Source organism: Riemerella anatipestifer (assembly GCF_009932355.1).
Taxonomy (GTDB): domain Bacteria; phylum Bacteroidota; class Bacteroidia; order Flavobacteriales; family Weeksellaceae; genus Riemerella; species Riemerella anatipestifer_E.
Genome location: NZ_LEKU01000006.1, coordinates 25,242 through 41,508 on the forward strand (window position 1 = coordinate 25,242; position 16,267 = coordinate 41,508).

Sequence of the window (16,267 nt, forward strand, 5' to 3'; positions counted from 1 at the left end):
AAAAACTTATTTTTACTCTATTTAGAATACAATATTGATGATTTTTTTAGGTACTACAATGATTTTTTTGATACTATTACCGTCTAAATACTGCAATACTTTATCATTTTCTATTGCTATTTTCTCAATTTCCTCCTTAGATAAATCTGCAGAAAGAGGTAATTTAAATCTCATTTTACCATTAAAGCTCACTGGATACTCTATTTCGTCTTCTTTTAGATACTCTTCATTAAGAGCAGGAAACTCTACAAACTCAATAGACTCGTTGTATCCTAATAATTGCCACAGCTCTTCACAAATATGAGGAGCATAAGGAGATATAATCACTGCCAATGGCTCTAAAATCTTTCTTTTATTGGTTTTCAGCTTTTGTAATTCGTTCACCGCTATCATAAACGAAGATACAGAAGTATTAAATGAGAAGTTATCTATATCAAATTTTACTTTCTTTATTAAAGTATGTAGCACTTTGTACTCTTCTTTAGTTGGCTCTTCGTCTGATATATTGACCTCATCGCCATCAAAGTAAAGATTGTAAAACTTCTTTAAAAAGCCATAAACCCCTGAAAGCCCTTGTGTATTCCATGGTTTACTTTGTTCTAAAGGACCAAGGAACATTTCGTATAGTCTTAAGCAGTCCGCACCGTATTCTTCGCAGATGTCGTCTGGATTTACCACATTATATTTAGACTTGGACATTTTTTCCACCTCTCGCTCTGTGATGTATTTACCCTCTTCCAAGATAAACTCTGCTTCTTTGAACTCTGGTCGCCATTGTTTGAAGGCTTCGGTATCTAATTCATCGCTCGTTCCTTTTAATAAAGAAACATCTACATGGATTTTTTGAGTTTGATAATCTTTCGCCAAGTTTTTAGAAACAAACTGATTCGTCCCATCTACTCGGAAGACAAAAGCACTCATTCCCAAAATCATTCCTTGGTTGATTAGCTTTTGGAAAGGTTCTTCGTGACTGATAAAACCTCTATCTTTTAAAAACATATTCCAAAAACGCGCATATAATAAATGTCCTGTAGCATGTTCGCTTCCACCTATATATAAATCTACCTGTCCCCAATAGTCAGATTTTTCTTTAGCACAAAAAACTTCATCATTAGTAGAATCCATATACCTTAAGAAATACCACGAACTACCTGCCCAACCTGGCATCGTAGATAGCTCCATTGGAAATACCGTTTTATTATCAATTAAATCTACAGAGGTTACTTTCTGATTAACCTCGTCCCAAGCGAAATTCTTTGCATTTCCTAACGGAGGGTCTCCATCTTCGGTAGGTAAATATTTCTCTACCTCTGGCAACTCAAGTGGCAAAGCAGACAAAGGCAAAGTATATGGCATCTCCTCTTTATAATAAATAGGCACTGGCTCTCCCCAATATCTTTGTCTAGAGAAAATAGCATCTCTCTGTCTATAGTTTGTAGTACCTTTACCTATACCTAAATTTTCTATTTCTTGTATAACCCTCTGTTTTGCATCTTTGTAATTTAATCCATCTAAAAAGTCTGAATTAACACAAGTGCTTTCTTTAGAATCAAAAGACTCTTCCTGAACATCTACATCTGTGTCTACAACTTTCTTAATTGGTAAACCAAAATGCTTTGCAAACCTGTGGTCTCTATCATCATGTGCTGGCACTGCCATTACCGCCCCCGTACCGTAACCCATAAGCACATAGTCTGATATATATATAGGTATAAGTTCTTTAGTAAATGGGTGGGTTACATAACTACCTGTGAAAGCTCCTGATACAGACTTTACATCTGCCATTCTATCTCTTTCTGTCTTTTTAGAGGTATCTTCTATATACTGATTTATAGCACTTTTTTGTTCTTCGGTTGTTAATTTTTCCACCAAATGATGTTCTGGCGCTAACACCATAAAACTCACGCCAAAAATAGTATCTGGACGAGTAGTAAATACTTCTACGCTCTCTCCTTCTAAACCATCTACAGAAAACTGAACTAATGCTCCTTGAGATTTCCCAATCCAATACTCTTGGGAATCTTTAAGAGGTTGTGGCCAATCCAAAGTATTCAATCCTTGTAATAATCTTTCGGAATATGCCGTAATCCTCATACTCCATTGCATCATTTTTTTCTGAAAAACAGGATAACCGCCTCTTTCAGACTTACCATCTTTTACTTCATCATTAGCTAAAACCGTTCCCAATGCAGGACACCAATTAACCGTAGTTTCTGCACGGTAGGCTAATCTATAATTTAAAAGTATATCTTGTTTATCTTGCTCCGATGCTGAATTCCACTCTTCTGATGTAAATGACAGCTCGTCGGTTTGCACCGCATTAAGCCCTTCGGTACCCTTCGCTTCAAATTGAGCTATAAGGGTATCAATAGACTCTGCTCTATCCCTATCTTTATTATACCACGAATGAAACAACTGAATGAAAATCCATTGAGTCCACTTGTAGTAAGAAGCGTCTGATGTTCTCAGCTCTCTACTCCAATCAAATGAAAATCCAATTTTTCTCAATTGTTCTTCATATTTAGTGATATTATTTTCTGTAGTTACTGCTGGGTGCTGTCCTGTCTGTATAGCGTATTGTTCCGCAGGAAGTCCAAAAGAGTCATACCCTATTGGGTGAAGTACATTATACCCCTGATGCCTTTTATATCTTGCGTAAATATCCGACGCTATATATCCTAGTGGATGCCCCACATGAAGACCCGCTCCAGAAGGATAAGGAAACATATCTAGCACATAAAATTTCAGCTTATTTTTTTCAACACCTGACGTCGGTTCTTGGCTTTTAAAAACTTGGCTATCTTCCCAATATTTTTGCCATTTCTTTTCTATTTCTTGATGATTATAAAACATTCTTCTAGGAGAATTAAAGGTTACAAATTAGTTAAACAAACCACAAATTTAATAGTTTGAAGCAGAAATAACGATTTTTTAAATAAAATTTTTTAATTGTTTCCATAGCAGTAATTTTAAAAACAATTTAAAATCTACCCTTTCTTTACTTATCTTTGTACAAATAATTGACTATGCCTGAAGTATCTATCATCACTCCTTGTTATAATGCTTCTAAGTTTTTAAAAGAAACTATAAACTCCGTACTCAATCAAACTTTTACAGATTGGGAGTGGATTATTTCTGACGATAATTCCAAGGATAATTCCATAGAGATTATAAAACAGACTAACGATCCAAGAATAAAACTGATAGAATCTAAACAAAACGGTGGGGCAGGAAAGGCCAGAAACCTAGCACTAGAACTAGCAACAGGTAGATACATTACCTTCCTAGATGCTGACGATTTATGGGAAACTAGCTTTCTTGAAGAAATGGTGTCTTTTATGAAAAGAGAAAATGCAGAACTTGCTTACTCCAACTATGCTAGATGTGATGAAAATATGACACCCACCATAGAAGACTTTAAGGCTGACAAAATAGTAACATTCAATAATCTACTAAAAACCTGCAGGCTTTCTCTACTATCCTCTATGTACGATAGCCAAAGAGTGGGGAAAGAATTCTTCCCCGAAGGCTCTAAAAGAGAAGACCATGTGATGTGGCTTAACCTGTTAAAGAAAATTCCGCAAGGAAAGCCACTCCCTAAAACGATGGCAAAATATCGTATGCATAGCAGTAGTGTTTCTAGAAAAAAGAGTAATATCATTAAAGACCAATATCTAGTTTATAAAGACTTTATGAATTTTTCCACTTTAAAATCTCTCTATTATACAGCACATTGGGCTTTTAATGGATTTTTAAAATACTCTAAATGGTTTAACTAAAACAATCAAAACGGAAATTTTGTCATAAAAATTTAACATTAAGAAATAAGCAATTTCATTATTTTCATTAAAAATACATAATTATCGTTAAAAATTAGTTAAATACAAGCATAAGACCTATAAATTAAGAACGGTTTAGACTATTTTTGCATAGTATTTGTTTAGTACATCAAAAATTATAAAAATAAATAAAATGAAAAATAATCTAAAAAAACTCATACCTCTAGCTGCTGTAGGCGTAGTTTCTGCTGCAACTACTTTTGGAGCTATTGAATATTTTAAAAACGATAACATTGTTGACTCTTCGTATTTCCATACTGCTAAAAATGACAGTCAGTTTGCGGGACTTAATGCAGCCGCTTTAGGAGATGATTTTGTAAAAGCAGCTAAAACCACAGTACCTGCCGTGGTAACTATAAAAAATTATCAAAATAATACTAGAACCTCTAGAAGTTCTGAACAGGATATTTTTGATTTCTTCTTTGGCGACCCATTCAACAGAAGTCAAAACCAGAGACAAAGACAACAACAGCAAGCACCACAAGATATGCCTACTGGTCTAGGTTCTGGGGTAATTATCTCTCCTGACGGATACATCATTTCTAATAATCACGTAGTAGCAGGAGCTAGTAAACTAGAAGTAACCCTAAGCAATAAAAAAACTTATGTAGCTAAGCTTATAGGAAGCGACCCTTCTACCGACATTGCACTATTAAAAATAGAAGATAGCGGACTACCTTACCTTAACTTCGCAAACTCAGATTTGCTAGAAGTGGGACAATGGGTAGTAGCCGTAGGAAATCCTCTAGGACTTAACTCTACCGTAACTGCTGGTATCGTTTCTGCAAAAGGAAGAAGCATCGACCTTTTAAGACAACAGTCTAAAACTCCAATTGAAAGCTTTATACAAACAGATGCTGTAATTAACAGAGGTAACAGTGGCGGAGCTTTAGTAAATCTTAATGGAGATTTAGTAGGTATTAACTCTGCTATTTCCTCATCATCTGGATATTATGAAGGATATGGCTTCGCTGTTCCGTCCAACTTAGCAAGAAAAGTTGTAGAAGACATTAAGAAGTTCGGAATAGTACAAAGAGGCTTCCTAGGAGTTAGTTCATTAGATTTATCTGATGAAGCACAAGTAAAAATATACAACCAACAGACTAAAAGTAACTTAAAATCAGGAAGCGGAATCTACATTACAGAGATCTCCAATAACAGTGGGGCAGAGGATGCTGGTCTTAAAAAAGGAGATATCATCGTTCAAATAGATGATAGTAAAATTACTGATTTTGCTGACCTTTCTCTAGCGATTGGTAGTAAGAGACCCGGTGATACCGTAATGGTAACTTACCTAAGAGACGGAAAAACTAAGACTGTAAGAGCCACACTAAAAGACCAAAGCGGAAATACAAAAACTAGAACTAAAGCCGACCTTACTGTCGTTGAAAAACTAGGAGCTAAATTCCAACCTTTAAGTGATGAAAACAAAGTCTATTATGGTCTTAGAAGCGGTGTAGTAGTTACAGATGTAGACGAAAACAGTCTTCTTGCTAGCAAAACAGGTATTGATAACAACTATATCATTACAGAGGTTAATGGAAAACCTGTTAATTCTCAAAAAGATATAGAAAATATTTTAGAAAACTACAAGGGTATTGTCTCTATAAAATATTTAGATGTTTATGGACGTTTAACTAGTAGAGGATTTAATATGCCTTAGATAGAAAAACCATTTAACTAATCCTTATTCTCCCTCTTTTCCTAATAGAAAGGAGGGATTTTTAATATTTATGCCACAACAATAGAACTTAATAGCCTATTATAAAAATTTCTATCTTTGCAAAAATTTTTTTGACCCAATGACTAAAAGCGGAAAAATAGAACTAATGTGCCCTGCAGGAGATTTCACTTCTCTTCAGGCGGCTTTAGATAATGGTGCAGACTCTGTCTATTTCGGTGTAGAACAGCTTAATATGAGAGCTAGAGCTTCTATGAATTTTACCATAGATGACTTACCCGAAATCAGCAGAAGATGCCAAGAAAAAGGTGTAAGAACATACCTTACCCTCAACACTATTATTTATGACCACGATTTATCAATCATAAAAACCCTTTTAGACAAGGCAAAAGAAGCCAACCTTACCGCCGTTATTGCTATGGATCAGGCTGTGATTGCTTACGCAAGACAAATTGGTATGGAGGTGCATATTTCTACTCAAATCAATATTACCAATATAGAAACTGTAAAATTCTATGCAATGTTTGCAGATACTATGGTAATGAGTAGAGAGCTTAGTATCAGCCAAGTAAAAAAGATTTGTACTCAAATAGAAAAAGAGCAAATTAAAGGTCCTTCTGGAAATTTAGTAGAAATAGAAATATTTGGACACGGAGCTTTATGTATGGCAGTTTCTGGGAAATGTTATCTAAGTCTACATTCACATAATTCTTCTGCTAACCGTGGGGCTTGTAAACAAAACTGTCGAAAAAAATATACCGTAATAGACCAAGAAAGCGGTTTTGAAATAGAGCTTGACAACGAGTATATGATGTCTCCTAAAGACTTATGCACCATCAACTTCTTAGACCAAATTGTAGATGCTGGGGTTAAAGTTCTAAAAATAGAGGGCAGAGGGCGTGCTCCAGAGTATGTAGCCACCGTAACCAAGTGCTATAGAGAAGCCATAGACAGTATAGAAGACGGCTCGTTTTCTCAAGAAAAAGTAGCAGAATGGATGAAACAATTAGAAACCGTTTATAATAGAGGCTTTTGGAGTGGTTACTATTTAGGGCAAGAACTTGGAGAATGGTCTCCTAACCCAGGCTCTAATGCCACACAAAAGAAACTTTACATAGGTAAAGGCAGACATTATTATCCAAAATCCAACATTGCCGAGTTTTTAATAGAAGCATACGACTTGAATGTAGGCGATAAAGTTTTAATCCAAGGGCCTACCACAGGTTCTCAAGAATTAGAAATCACAGAAATGATGGTGGACGGAAAAGGCATTAGCGAAAAAGCTACTAAAAGTGAGGTCATCACATTCAAAACTGACTTCCGTGTAAGACCTAGCGACAAGCTATATAAAATTGTTAAAGCCTAATAATAGAGTGGTTGTCTAATGGTTATTGTTACGCTACAACGAGATAAATGTATTGGGTGCAACTACTGTGCAGAGTTTGCTCCAGAGTACTTTAGAATGTCAAAAAAAGATGGTAAGTCTGTTCTGCTGAAATCTACCGATAAAAAAGGGTTTCACACAGTAAAAGTACCTCTACCAGAAGCTTTTGAACCTTGTGATAAGGCCGCTAAGGCGTGTCCTGTAAAAATAATTTCTGTAAAAGAAATCTAACTTATGACCAAAGCGGAACTTAGAAAAATTTATCTAGAGAAAAGAAAGCAGCTTTCTGAAAATACCATAAATGAGCTATCAAAAAAAATAGCTCATTTATTCTTTTTACAATTCAATCCCACTGAAAACCAAAACATTCACTGTTTTATTCCTATAAAAAAATTTAAGGAAGTTAATACTTTACCACTTATAGAGTCTTGTTTTTCAAAAAAAATAAATGTATTTGTCCCAAAAGTTATCAATACAGAAATGATAGCCATTGAGCTGAAAGAAAACACTCCGCTATATGAAAACAAATGGGGAATATTAGAACCTTCTGAAAATACTCACGCGAATGTAACTCACTTCGATTATATCATCACACCTCTACTCTATTGCGACAAGAAAGGTAACCGAGTAGGCTACGGAAAAGGGTTCTATGACGAACTTTTCAGGACTATGCCTTCCACTACAAAAAAAATAGGAGTCAACTTTTTTTCACCTTTAGAAAACATAGACGATTTAAGAAGTGAGGATATTTCGTTGGATTACCTTATTACACCTTCGGAGATACTATCTTTCTGAGGAGTATAAAAATTAAGGAAATAAAACTTAAATTCTTTCTTAAACTTCTCAGGGAAAGGCTTTAGAATATATTGCACATTTCTTTCATAAACTCCTATTGAGGATTTTTTATTATCAAAATATTCCACCTTAACCACAGCTTGATTTAATGTATCCTTTTCACTATTCTTTTTCTTGATTTCTAAATTTTGTACCTTAACAGTCTTAACCCTTAAGCTCTCTAATTCTTTAAACAGAGGCTTTAGTTTAAGAGTGTCGGGAGTTGCAAAATATTTAAGCAACTGCGTATGGATTGTAGAGTCTATATCCGTATTCCTATTACCCGACAAATAGAGAATAGACAAGTCCATAACCTCCTGAACTTTTTGCTTAGTAATAGCATTTATAGCTTGTGCACTATCCATCTTAGCAACAGGATAAGAAGTAGCATTAGTTGTATTTCTCACTTTATCTAAATCACTGATTTCCTCCTTTTTTTCACAGGATAAAATCATCAATGCTATTAGAATGAATAATAAGTTTTTAAGTATTTTCATAAGTGTTTACTTTTCGTTATTTGTAATTCTAAATTTTATCATCACTATTTTACCATTCTTCATTTGTGTCCCTATAATTTCTAAATTTTTAAGAGAAGTTGTAGGCGTTGTCATCAAGGTTATATAGCGATCTTTTTCTAATATCTCCACCCCATAAGTTTCATTATCAAACACTTGATAAATTAAAGCATCATTACTAATCAACCTACTCAATCTTTCTCTCTTCTTATTAACATCTTCATCTGCCTTTTTAGAGTAATAGTTTAGCATAATAGCATAGTCATCAGGCTTTAGCTCTATAGTTTCATATTCCGGATAAGTAAGAGCATTCTCCAAGTTTCTCACAATAGTATCCGTCTTATAATAAGGAGAAGATATTATCATCATGAGAGATTTTGATTTTGTAGTATATGTTAAAATGTCATTCGGCTTTACCTTATGCAAAATAGGAGACTCACCTTCTTTTATGATTTTAACATCAAGATAGTCGTTAATACTTGTATTTCTATCCGCATCAATAAACTTAAACGAATACTTTTTGGTCAAGATTAAGTCTGAAAAAATAATTCCCACAAGAACTAATAAAAGTATAAGTGTTGCCGAAATCCAAACATAAGAAGATTTAGTAAATTTTAAAGCTCTACTATTATTTTTCAACACCTCATCATTTTCAGCAACTACCTCTAAATCATAATTACTTTTTTGCAAAACAACATTTTTAACCTCATTAACATTATCAACAATTTCCTTAGAATTTATTGTTTTTTCTTGTTCCTGTTGATTATCTAAAACTGACTCATCAATACCATTTTGGAATACTTCCTCATTACTTTCGTCTATCTCACTAAGAATTTCATTAGCAAATAAATGATTTTTCTTAAAATCATACCAATTAGCATAACCCGCATAGCTAGAAAGAAGATTAAGCATATCTATTCTTGGTAATTTCTGTGTAGGAGAACTCTTAAAATAAGTATAAAAAGAGCGTTCACTAATATTTCCTTTCACCTTCTTTCTTAAATCTTCTTGAAAATAAACAATATCAATACCCTTCCATAAGGATATATCTTCCTCTGAAGGTGTATGAGACTCTAAAAAAACCTCCTGAACTTCCGCTTTAAGCTGTTCAAAGTGTAATAAATCTAAATCTGACAAATTTCAAAAATTTAACTTAAACCACTGATTTACAAAAATGTTTATTTGCAAAACTATTTTACAAAGATATTACAATAATTTTTCTAGCACAAATTTATTTCTCACCATATCTTTGCCTTGTTCAAATGAGTGAACAGAGTAACAAACAAAAAAAGAAACAAATTTAAAAAATTATTTAAAATTATGAAAAAGTCATTATTCGTAGCGGCTGTTGCTGCTTTAGCTGTTGTAGCTTGTAAAAAAACTGAAAACGTTGAAACTGCTGCTGTAGATTCTACTGCTGTGGAGGCTGTTGATTCTGCTGCTGCTGTTGTAGATTCTGCTGCTACTGTTGTAGATTCTGCTGCTACTGTAGCTGCTGAAGGTGTTGGTGCTACTGCTGATGCTGCTGCTGACGCTGCTAAAGGTGCTGCTGATGCTGCTAAAGGTGCTGTTGACAACGCTGCTGATAAAGTAAAAGAAGCTACTAAGTAGTCTTTAAGCGATATACAGACAAACTAAGACACTCTAAATTTAGAGTGTCTTTTTTATTTTAATATATGATGTGATAAAATAATAGGCTATTTCTTTAATGAGATAGCCTATTTATTTTTTTATATTCAAAAACGAGGAATTTTATATACTATCAAATCTTGTATATGCTCTTAGCTTTTCTGGAATGTTAATACCTTCTTGCGTTTGGTTGTTCTCTAAAAGTGCTGCCATTACTCTAGGTAAAGCCATCGCAGAACCATTTAATGTATGTACTAACTGAGGTTTATCATCTCCTGATTTATATCTACATTTTAACCTATTAGCTTGAAAATTCTCAAAATTAGACACCGAAGATACCTCTAACCATCTCTGCTGAGCCGCACTCCAAACCTCAAAATCGTAAGTAAGTGCAGAAGTAAAGCTCATATCGCCACCACATAAACGCAAAATTCTAAATGGCAATTCCAAATCTTCTAGAATAGACTTTACATGAGCCACCATCTCATCTAGTGCAGCATAAGAGTTTTCTGGCTTTTCTAATCTTACTATCTCTACCTTTTCAAATTGATGAAGTCGGTTAAGTCCTCTCACATCAGCACCGTAGCTTCCCGCTTCTCTTCTGTAACATTGAGAAAAAGCCGTATTCTTTACAGGAAGTTTTTTTTCCTCCAAGATTACATCTCTATAAATATTGGTTACAGGCACTTCTGCTGTAGGAATAAGGTATAAATTATCCTCATTCACAAAATACATTTGTCCCTCTTTATCAGGAAGTTGCCCCGTACCATAACCAGAGGCTTCATTTACTACATGTGGCGGATTTACCTCTAGGTAACCTGCATCAGTATTTTTATCAAGAAAAAACTGTACTAAAGCCCTTTGTAACCTAGCTCCTTTCCCTAAATAAACAGGAAAACCTGCTCCTGCTATTTTCACCCCCAGCTCAAAATCAATTAGATTGTGTTTTTTAGCGAGTTCCCAGTGTGGCAAAGCCTCTGTTCCCATTTCAAAAGTATCACAAGACTGATACACCACCTCGTTATCATCTGCCGAACTACCTGCTTTTACAATGTCTGCTGGTATGTTTGGGATTTGATAAAGAATATTCAGTAGAGACTCCTCTTTTTCTTTCAATAATTGTTGTAAATCCTGCGATTTCTGCTTAAACTCTCCTGTTTTAGTTTTAGCCTCCTCTGCTTCTTGCTTCTTCCCTTCCTTCATTAGAAGACCTATCTCTTTGGATATTTTATTCATTTGAGCTAAATTTTCATCTAACTCATACTGTATTTTCTTTCTTTCGTCATCAGTCGCTATTGCCTCATCTACAAGGTTTAGCTCCTTAAAATTTCTCTTTTTAAGCCCTTCTAAAACACGGCTTTTTTGCTCTCTTAAAAATTGAACTTGTAACATTGATATTTATTTAAAATAAGGAGTTTATATATTCCACAAAAGTAAGCATTATTTTACGATTGTAATAACATTACTCGCCTGACTTTGCTTAGAAAAAACTTGATTATTATTCCAAAAAATTTCTTTGACTTGAAAAAGACTTGGCTGCCAAGAGTAAATAACTCTCATTGTATCTATTTCTGTGACGGAGGTAGAATCCGTTAGTTTTTTCTTCCAATTAAATGCAATATCCGATTGGTAATATTTTAAACTAGGAGAAACCGAATCCTTCAAATTTCTAGTTGCTCCAGAAATATATTGAATATAATAGATGGAATCTACTCCCATCTTCCTAGAAAAACCCGAGGATAGATTAACCGAACTATAAGCTCCTCCCAAATCACTCAAAGTGAAACTAGCTCTATTTTGAGAAGTATTGGTATTTAGTAAATCTCTACCCGAAGTATCTTTTACAAAAATATCTATCGTTTGGTCTATATACTGTACCTCAGCATCTTCCTTCCTACAAGAAAATACCAACAGTAAAATTATAAAAACAGTGTATCTTTTCATTATCACAAATATACTAAGTTTTAGCGGATTTAGCCTTGCTTCTTCACTACCTAATTTTCTTGTATCTTTGGACAATGATTTCCGTGGATTTATTTAAAACTAAACTAAAGGAGCTACTACCTAACTACAACGAACATCAATTTCTATTAGCGGTAAGTGGTGGAGCAGATTCTATGGTATTGGCTCATCTGATGACTAAAATAGATACTAAAATAGAGATAGCTCACATCAACTATAAATTACGAGGCGAAGATTCGGATAAAGACACTGCATTAGTACAAGAATTCTGCGAGAAGCATCATATTCCGTTTCATTGTTATACTGTTTCGGAAAAAGATAAAAAACCGTCAGGGTCTATTCAGCTATGGGCAAGAGAGCTTAGGTATCAGTTCTTTAGAAACATTATGAAAACCCGAAATCTAAGCTACCTCGTAACTGCTCACCACTTAAACGACCAGCTAGAAACCTTTATCATCAATCTTTCTAGAGGTAGTGGCATCAAAGGATTAGTGGGTATTCCTAATAACGAAAACCATATTTTACGCCCTTTGCTAGATTTTAGCAAAGAGGAAATTTATCATTTTGCAGAAACACATTCCGTAGCGTTTAGAGAAGATAAATCTAACCAAAAACAAGATTATCTTAGAAACAAGATAAGACATTCTGTTGTTCCAAAGCTAGGAGAAATCAATCCTGATTTTTTGGATAATTTTAGAAAGAGTATTGATTTTTTATCTGAAGCTAAACACTTTATAAATCAACAAATTGAAGACAAAATAAAAGACATTTCAATAAATACTGAAAACGAAATCATTATAAACCGATACGCTTTAGAAAAGGAATCTAGCTTTATTCAATTTGAGATACTCAATAAATTTGGATTTAGCAATAAAGCGGAAATTAGTAAGATGTTTACCGCTGAAACTGGGAAATCGTTTTATTCTAACGAGTACCAATGCCTCATCAATAGGGAACAACTTATTATTAGTAAAAAGGAAACTCTATCAAATAATGATGAAGAAATCACGCTTCCTAACAACAAGGAAATAAACTTAAACCAATGGATAACTTATAATAAAAGAAAAAATTTAGAATGGAGCTTTGATGCAGAACAAATTTCTTTACCTCTAAAATTAAGGCATAAGGAGGCTGGCGACTTCTTTTATCCAAAAGGAATGGTGGGTAGAAAAAAGGTTTCTAAGTTTTTTAAAGACGAAAAATTGTCTATTTTAGCAAAATCAAAAATTTGGTTGCTTTGCGATAACGAAAATCGTGTTTTAGGCGTTATACCTTTGAGACAAGACGGCAGATTTGCCTCTAATGACAAAACAGAAAAAAACATCAAAATTATTTTATAATTAAAAAGTTATGAAACTAAGATACTTATTACTTTTATGGTGGACTATGCTAGCCGTAAGCTTCTCGGCTCAGATAAAAGACCCTGTAAAATTCAAACTAAAAGTTAATGAACTTGGTAACCAAGAGTATGAGGCAGTCCTTACTGCTACCTTAGAAAATGGCTGGCATATCTACTCCAAAGATTTACCTGAAGACAGTGGTATCCCTACGGAAATGAAAGTTTCAGGAGCGAATATAATTCCTGTGGGTAAAATTGTAGAGATTGGTAAAAAACACGATGAATTTTCAGAAGCCTTTGGTGCTAGGATTGTTTACTTCTCTAATACAGCCACATTCAAACAGAAATTTAAACTAAAAGATGCGTCCAAACCTGCAGATGTAAGTGTAGAAATTACTTATCAAACTTGTAACGACCGTGTGTGCCTGGCTCCTAACACTTTAGAATTTGAGGAAAAAATTAAAACCAACCTTACAGAAACCAACTCTAAAGAAAGCGAACAAACACCATTACAAGAGGCTATTAAAGATACAGTAAACCAAAATACAAATCTAACCTCAGCAGAAAATACAACACCGTCCGCACAAGTGCTACAAGGAGAAAATTCTCTAAAGGTAGAATCTTTAAATCCTAAAACACCACTTACTGACTGCGGCGTAGCAACAGAAGAAGAAAGTTCTAGCAACTGGTGGATTCTTATTTTAGGCTTTATTGGAGGGCTTATTGCGTTATTAACGCCTTGCGTTTTCCCTATGATTCCGCTCACGGTTTCATTCTTTACCAAAGGGACTGCCAATAAGGCTAAAGGTAAACGAGATGCTATTATTTATGGAATATTTATCTTGGTAATTTTTATTTTACTGAGCATACCATTCCATATTATAGACGGCATTTCTGGGAACATCTTTAATGATATTTCTACCAATGTTTGGCTTAATTTGTTCTTCTTTGGGATATTCTTATTCTTTGCGTTAAGCTTCTTTGGATATTATGATATTACACTCCCAAGCTGGATTGCCAACAAATCGTCTAAAGCAGAAGAAGCTGGAGGTCTAATTGGTATTTTCTTTATGGCTCTTACTTTAGTAATTGTATCATTCTCTTGTACAGGACCTATACTTGGCAGCTTACTCGGTAGTGCCGTTACTGGCTCTAGTGATGTACCAATGCTCCTTACCTTTGCTTTAGCTGGGTTTGGACTGTCTTGGGCGATTGTATTCGGTGCGTTGGCGCTGTTCCCTCAAGCGTTACAATCTTTACCAAAATCTGGTGGCTGGATGAATACCGTAAAAGTAATACTCGGTTTTATAGAGTTAGCTTTGGCTCTTAAATTCCTTTCTAAAGCCGACCTTGTATCTAAAACTTTTTTATTAAAACGAGAGCTTTTCATTGTATTGTGGATTATCATCACCATAGGACTTGTATTATATCTATTTGGAAAAATAAGATTTCCGCACGATGATAAAAACGCCAAAATATCCACTACTCGTAAGGTTTTCGGAGTACTTGGGATTGGGTTTGTTATTTATCTAATTCAAGGGCTAGTTCCTTCGGACAGACCCAAATTACAACTACTAAGTGGCATTTTACCTCCTATCAACGTAAGCTACTTACACAACGAGCAAGAAGGCATCTTAGGTATGCACCCAGAACACGACTTTTTCGTAGCTCTGGAACAAGCTAAAAAGGTAAATAAACCGGTACTAATAGACTTTACGGGCTATGGTTGTGAAAACTGTAGAAAAATGGAAGAGTTCGTGTGGTCTGAACCTGACATCTTACCTATCTTACAAAATGAAGTTGTTCTAGCGTCTTTATATGTAGATGATAAAGAAGAACTTCCTGAAAACGAACAAATAAAAATAGATATGGGTGGCGGTCAGAAGAAAAAAGTAAAAACAATAGGAGACCGCTGGAGCCTTTTCCAACAAGTGAATTTCAATAATAATTCTCAACCGCATTATGTTTTGGTAACGCCTGACGGAAAGGTCATCAATAAGCCTGTCTCTGGATATATGCCAAAAGAAGATTTTAAACAATTCTTAGAGTGTGGCGTAAATTGGTTCAAGAAAAATAAAAAGTAATTAAAAAACACAAAATCCCTTCCTTAAAGTCCAACGAAGGGATTTTGTTTATATAAACACCCACATTGCGTAAGGGATAGAGCGGATACCCCGCAGGGAAGAAGCCGCGGAGCGGCAATGACCGAGGAGTAGAAGCGATAGCCCGACCCTAGCCGTGGGAATAGCCTAGGCAAAGGGATACGCCCTTATCTTAGTATTATAAAAAAATAACTTTCTACTGAATATGCTTAATTACGAAATTTCTGGTAAGGGACAAGAGCCTTTGGTCTTGTTACACGGTTTTTTGGAAAACAATAGTATTTGGAACGATTTGGAGCCGTATTTATCCGAGCATTTTAGCCTAATCAAAATAGATTTACCAGGACACGGAAAATCGGAGGTGATGAGCGATATCCATACGATGGAACTAATGGCGAAAGAAGTGAAAAAGGTAACTGACCACCTCAATCTGTCTAGATTTCATATTTTGGGGCATTCTATGGGCGGTTATGTAAGTCTTGCTTTTGCGGAAAAATGGCATACACAACTTAAAAGCCTCACGCTTTTTTTCTCTACCTTCCAAGCTGATGATGACGCTAAAAAGGAACTGAGAAGAAAAAGTTTTAGAATTATACAAGAAAGTTTTTCTACTTATGTAGGAGCTGGCGTTCCGCTTTTGTTCAATCCAAACGAGAGAGAACAACTAGGTTCTAAAATAGAACAAGCCAAGAAAATCGCACTAAGTACGCCTACACAAGGGGCTCTAGCCGCCGTAAAAGGTATGATTGAACGAACAGATAAACGAAATCTACTTGAACAGATAGAAACCAAAGTACTGGTATTGGCAGGGCGACACGATGCCGCTGTAAACCACGAAGCATTGCTTAATCTTTTGCCACAAAGAGCCTCTATAAAGCACTATCTCCTAGATTGTGGACACAACGGACATTGGGAACTCCCTAAAGATTGTGCGGAAATTATCAATAAAGAATTGATTTGCTAAAAAGTAAAATGTTTTCTG

14 protein-coding genes are annotated in these 16,267 nt (G+C 34.9%); 9 read left to right on the forward strand and 5 right to left on the reverse strand.

Features of this window, described 5'->3' with window-relative positions; all coding sequences use genetic code 11:
- Window positions 1-21: 21 nt before the first annotated feature.
- Window positions 22-2,853, reverse strand: a complete 2,832-nt coding sequence (leuS, locus tag GXW81_RS02410) for a leucine--tRNA ligase (protein WP_161531039.1) — start codon at window positions 2,851-2,853, stop codon at window positions 22-24.
- A gap of 173 nt (window positions 2,854-3,026) precedes the next feature.
- On the opposite strand from leuS, the gene GXW81_RS02415 reads away from it, so the two are divergent.
- The 5 genes from GXW81_RS02415 (at window position 3,027) to GXW81_RS02435 (ending at window position 7,699) form a co-directional block, all read left to right on the forward strand.
- Window positions 3,027-3,779 (forward strand): glycosyltransferase family 2 protein, encoded by a 753-nt coding sequence (locus GXW81_RS02415; protein ID WP_161531040.1) that lies wholly within the window; start codon window positions 3,027-3,029, stop codon window positions 3,777-3,779.
- Between the two features lie 193 nt (window positions 3,780-3,972).
- A complete protein-coding gene (locus tag GXW81_RS02420) occupies window positions 3,973-5,502 on the forward strand; it encodes a Do family serine endopeptidase (protein WP_161531041.1) in 1,530 nt (509 codons plus the stop codon).
- 139 nt (window positions 5,503-5,641) lie between these two features.
- A complete protein-coding gene (locus tag GXW81_RS02425) occupies window positions 5,642-6,886 on the forward strand; it encodes a peptidase U32 family protein (protein ID WP_004917222.1) in 1,245 nt (414 codons plus the stop codon).
- An 18-nt stretch (window positions 6,887-6,904) separates the two neighbouring features.
- Window positions 6,905-7,135 (forward strand): ferredoxin, encoded by a 231-nt coding sequence (locus GXW81_RS02430; RefSeq protein WP_161531042.1) that lies wholly within the window; start codon window positions 6,905-6,907, stop codon window positions 7,133-7,135.
- 3 nt (window positions 7,136-7,138) lie between these two features.
- A complete protein-coding gene (locus GXW81_RS02435; RefSeq protein WP_161531043.1) occupies window positions 7,139-7,699 on the forward strand; it encodes a 5-formyltetrahydrofolate cyclo-ligase in 561 nt (186 codons plus the stop codon).
- Here the strand turns inward: GXW81_RS02435 and GXW81_RS02440 are convergent.
- Entirely contained in the window at window positions 7,663-8,235 is a 573-nt protein-coding gene (locus tag GXW81_RS02440; protein ID WP_153928776.1) for a hypothetical protein, read from the reverse strand. The genes GXW81_RS02435 and GXW81_RS02440 overlap by 37 nt on opposite strands.
- 6 nt (window positions 8,236-8,241) lie before the next feature.
- Window positions 8,242-9,390, reverse strand: coding sequence for a hypothetical protein (locus GXW81_RS02445; protein ID WP_161531044.1), 1,149 nt, complete (start codon window positions 9,388-9,390; stop codon window positions 8,242-8,244).
- A gap of 183 nt (window positions 9,391-9,573) precedes the next feature.
- Here GXW81_RS02445 and GXW81_RS02450 point away from each other — a divergent pair, with 183 nt between their 5' ends.
- Window positions 9,574-9,864 (forward strand): hypothetical protein, encoded by a 291-nt coding sequence (locus tag GXW81_RS02450; RefSeq protein ID WP_185153009.1) that lies wholly within the window; start codon window positions 9,574-9,576, stop codon window positions 9,862-9,864.
- A 141-nt stretch (window positions 9,865-10,005) separates the two neighbouring features.
- On the opposite strand, the gene serS is transcribed toward GXW81_RS02450, so the two are convergent.
- Complete coding sequence (serS, locus tag GXW81_RS02455) at window positions 10,006-11,274, reverse strand: serine--tRNA ligase (RefSeq protein ID WP_161531046.1); 1,269 nt, start codon at window positions 11,272-11,274, stop codon at window positions 10,006-10,008.
- A 48-nt stretch (window positions 11,275-11,322) separates the two neighbouring features.
- Window positions 11,323-11,901, reverse strand: coding sequence for a hypothetical protein (locus GXW81_RS02460; RefSeq protein WP_161531047.1), 579 nt, complete (start codon window positions 11,899-11,901; stop codon window positions 11,323-11,325).
- Between GXW81_RS02460 and tilS the strand changes: the two genes are divergently transcribed.
- From tilS to GXW81_RS02475, 3 genes are all read left to right on the forward strand, one after another.
- Window positions 11,901-13,184 carry a tRNA lysidine(34) synthetase TilS gene (gene tilS / locus GXW81_RS02465; RefSeq protein WP_161531048.1) on the forward strand — a complete coding sequence of 428 codons (1,284 nt, stop codon included), beginning with the start codon at window positions 11,901-11,903 and terminating at the stop codon, window positions 13,182-13,184. The two genes, GXW81_RS02460 and tilS, sit on opposite strands and share 1 nt — an antisense overlap.
- A 10-nt stretch (window positions 13,185-13,194) precedes the next feature.
- Entirely contained in the window at window positions 13,195-15,267 is a 2,073-nt protein-coding gene (locus GXW81_RS02470) for a thioredoxin family protein (protein ID WP_161531049.1), read from the forward strand.
- A gap of 223 nt (window positions 15,268-15,490) precedes the next feature.
- Window positions 15,491-16,249: an alpha/beta fold hydrolase gene (locus GXW81_RS02475; RefSeq protein ID WP_161531050.1), complete on the forward strand. Its 759-nt coding sequence runs from the start codon at window positions 15,491-15,493 to the stop codon at window positions 16,247-16,249.
- Window positions 16,250-16,267: the final 18 nt, after the last annotated feature.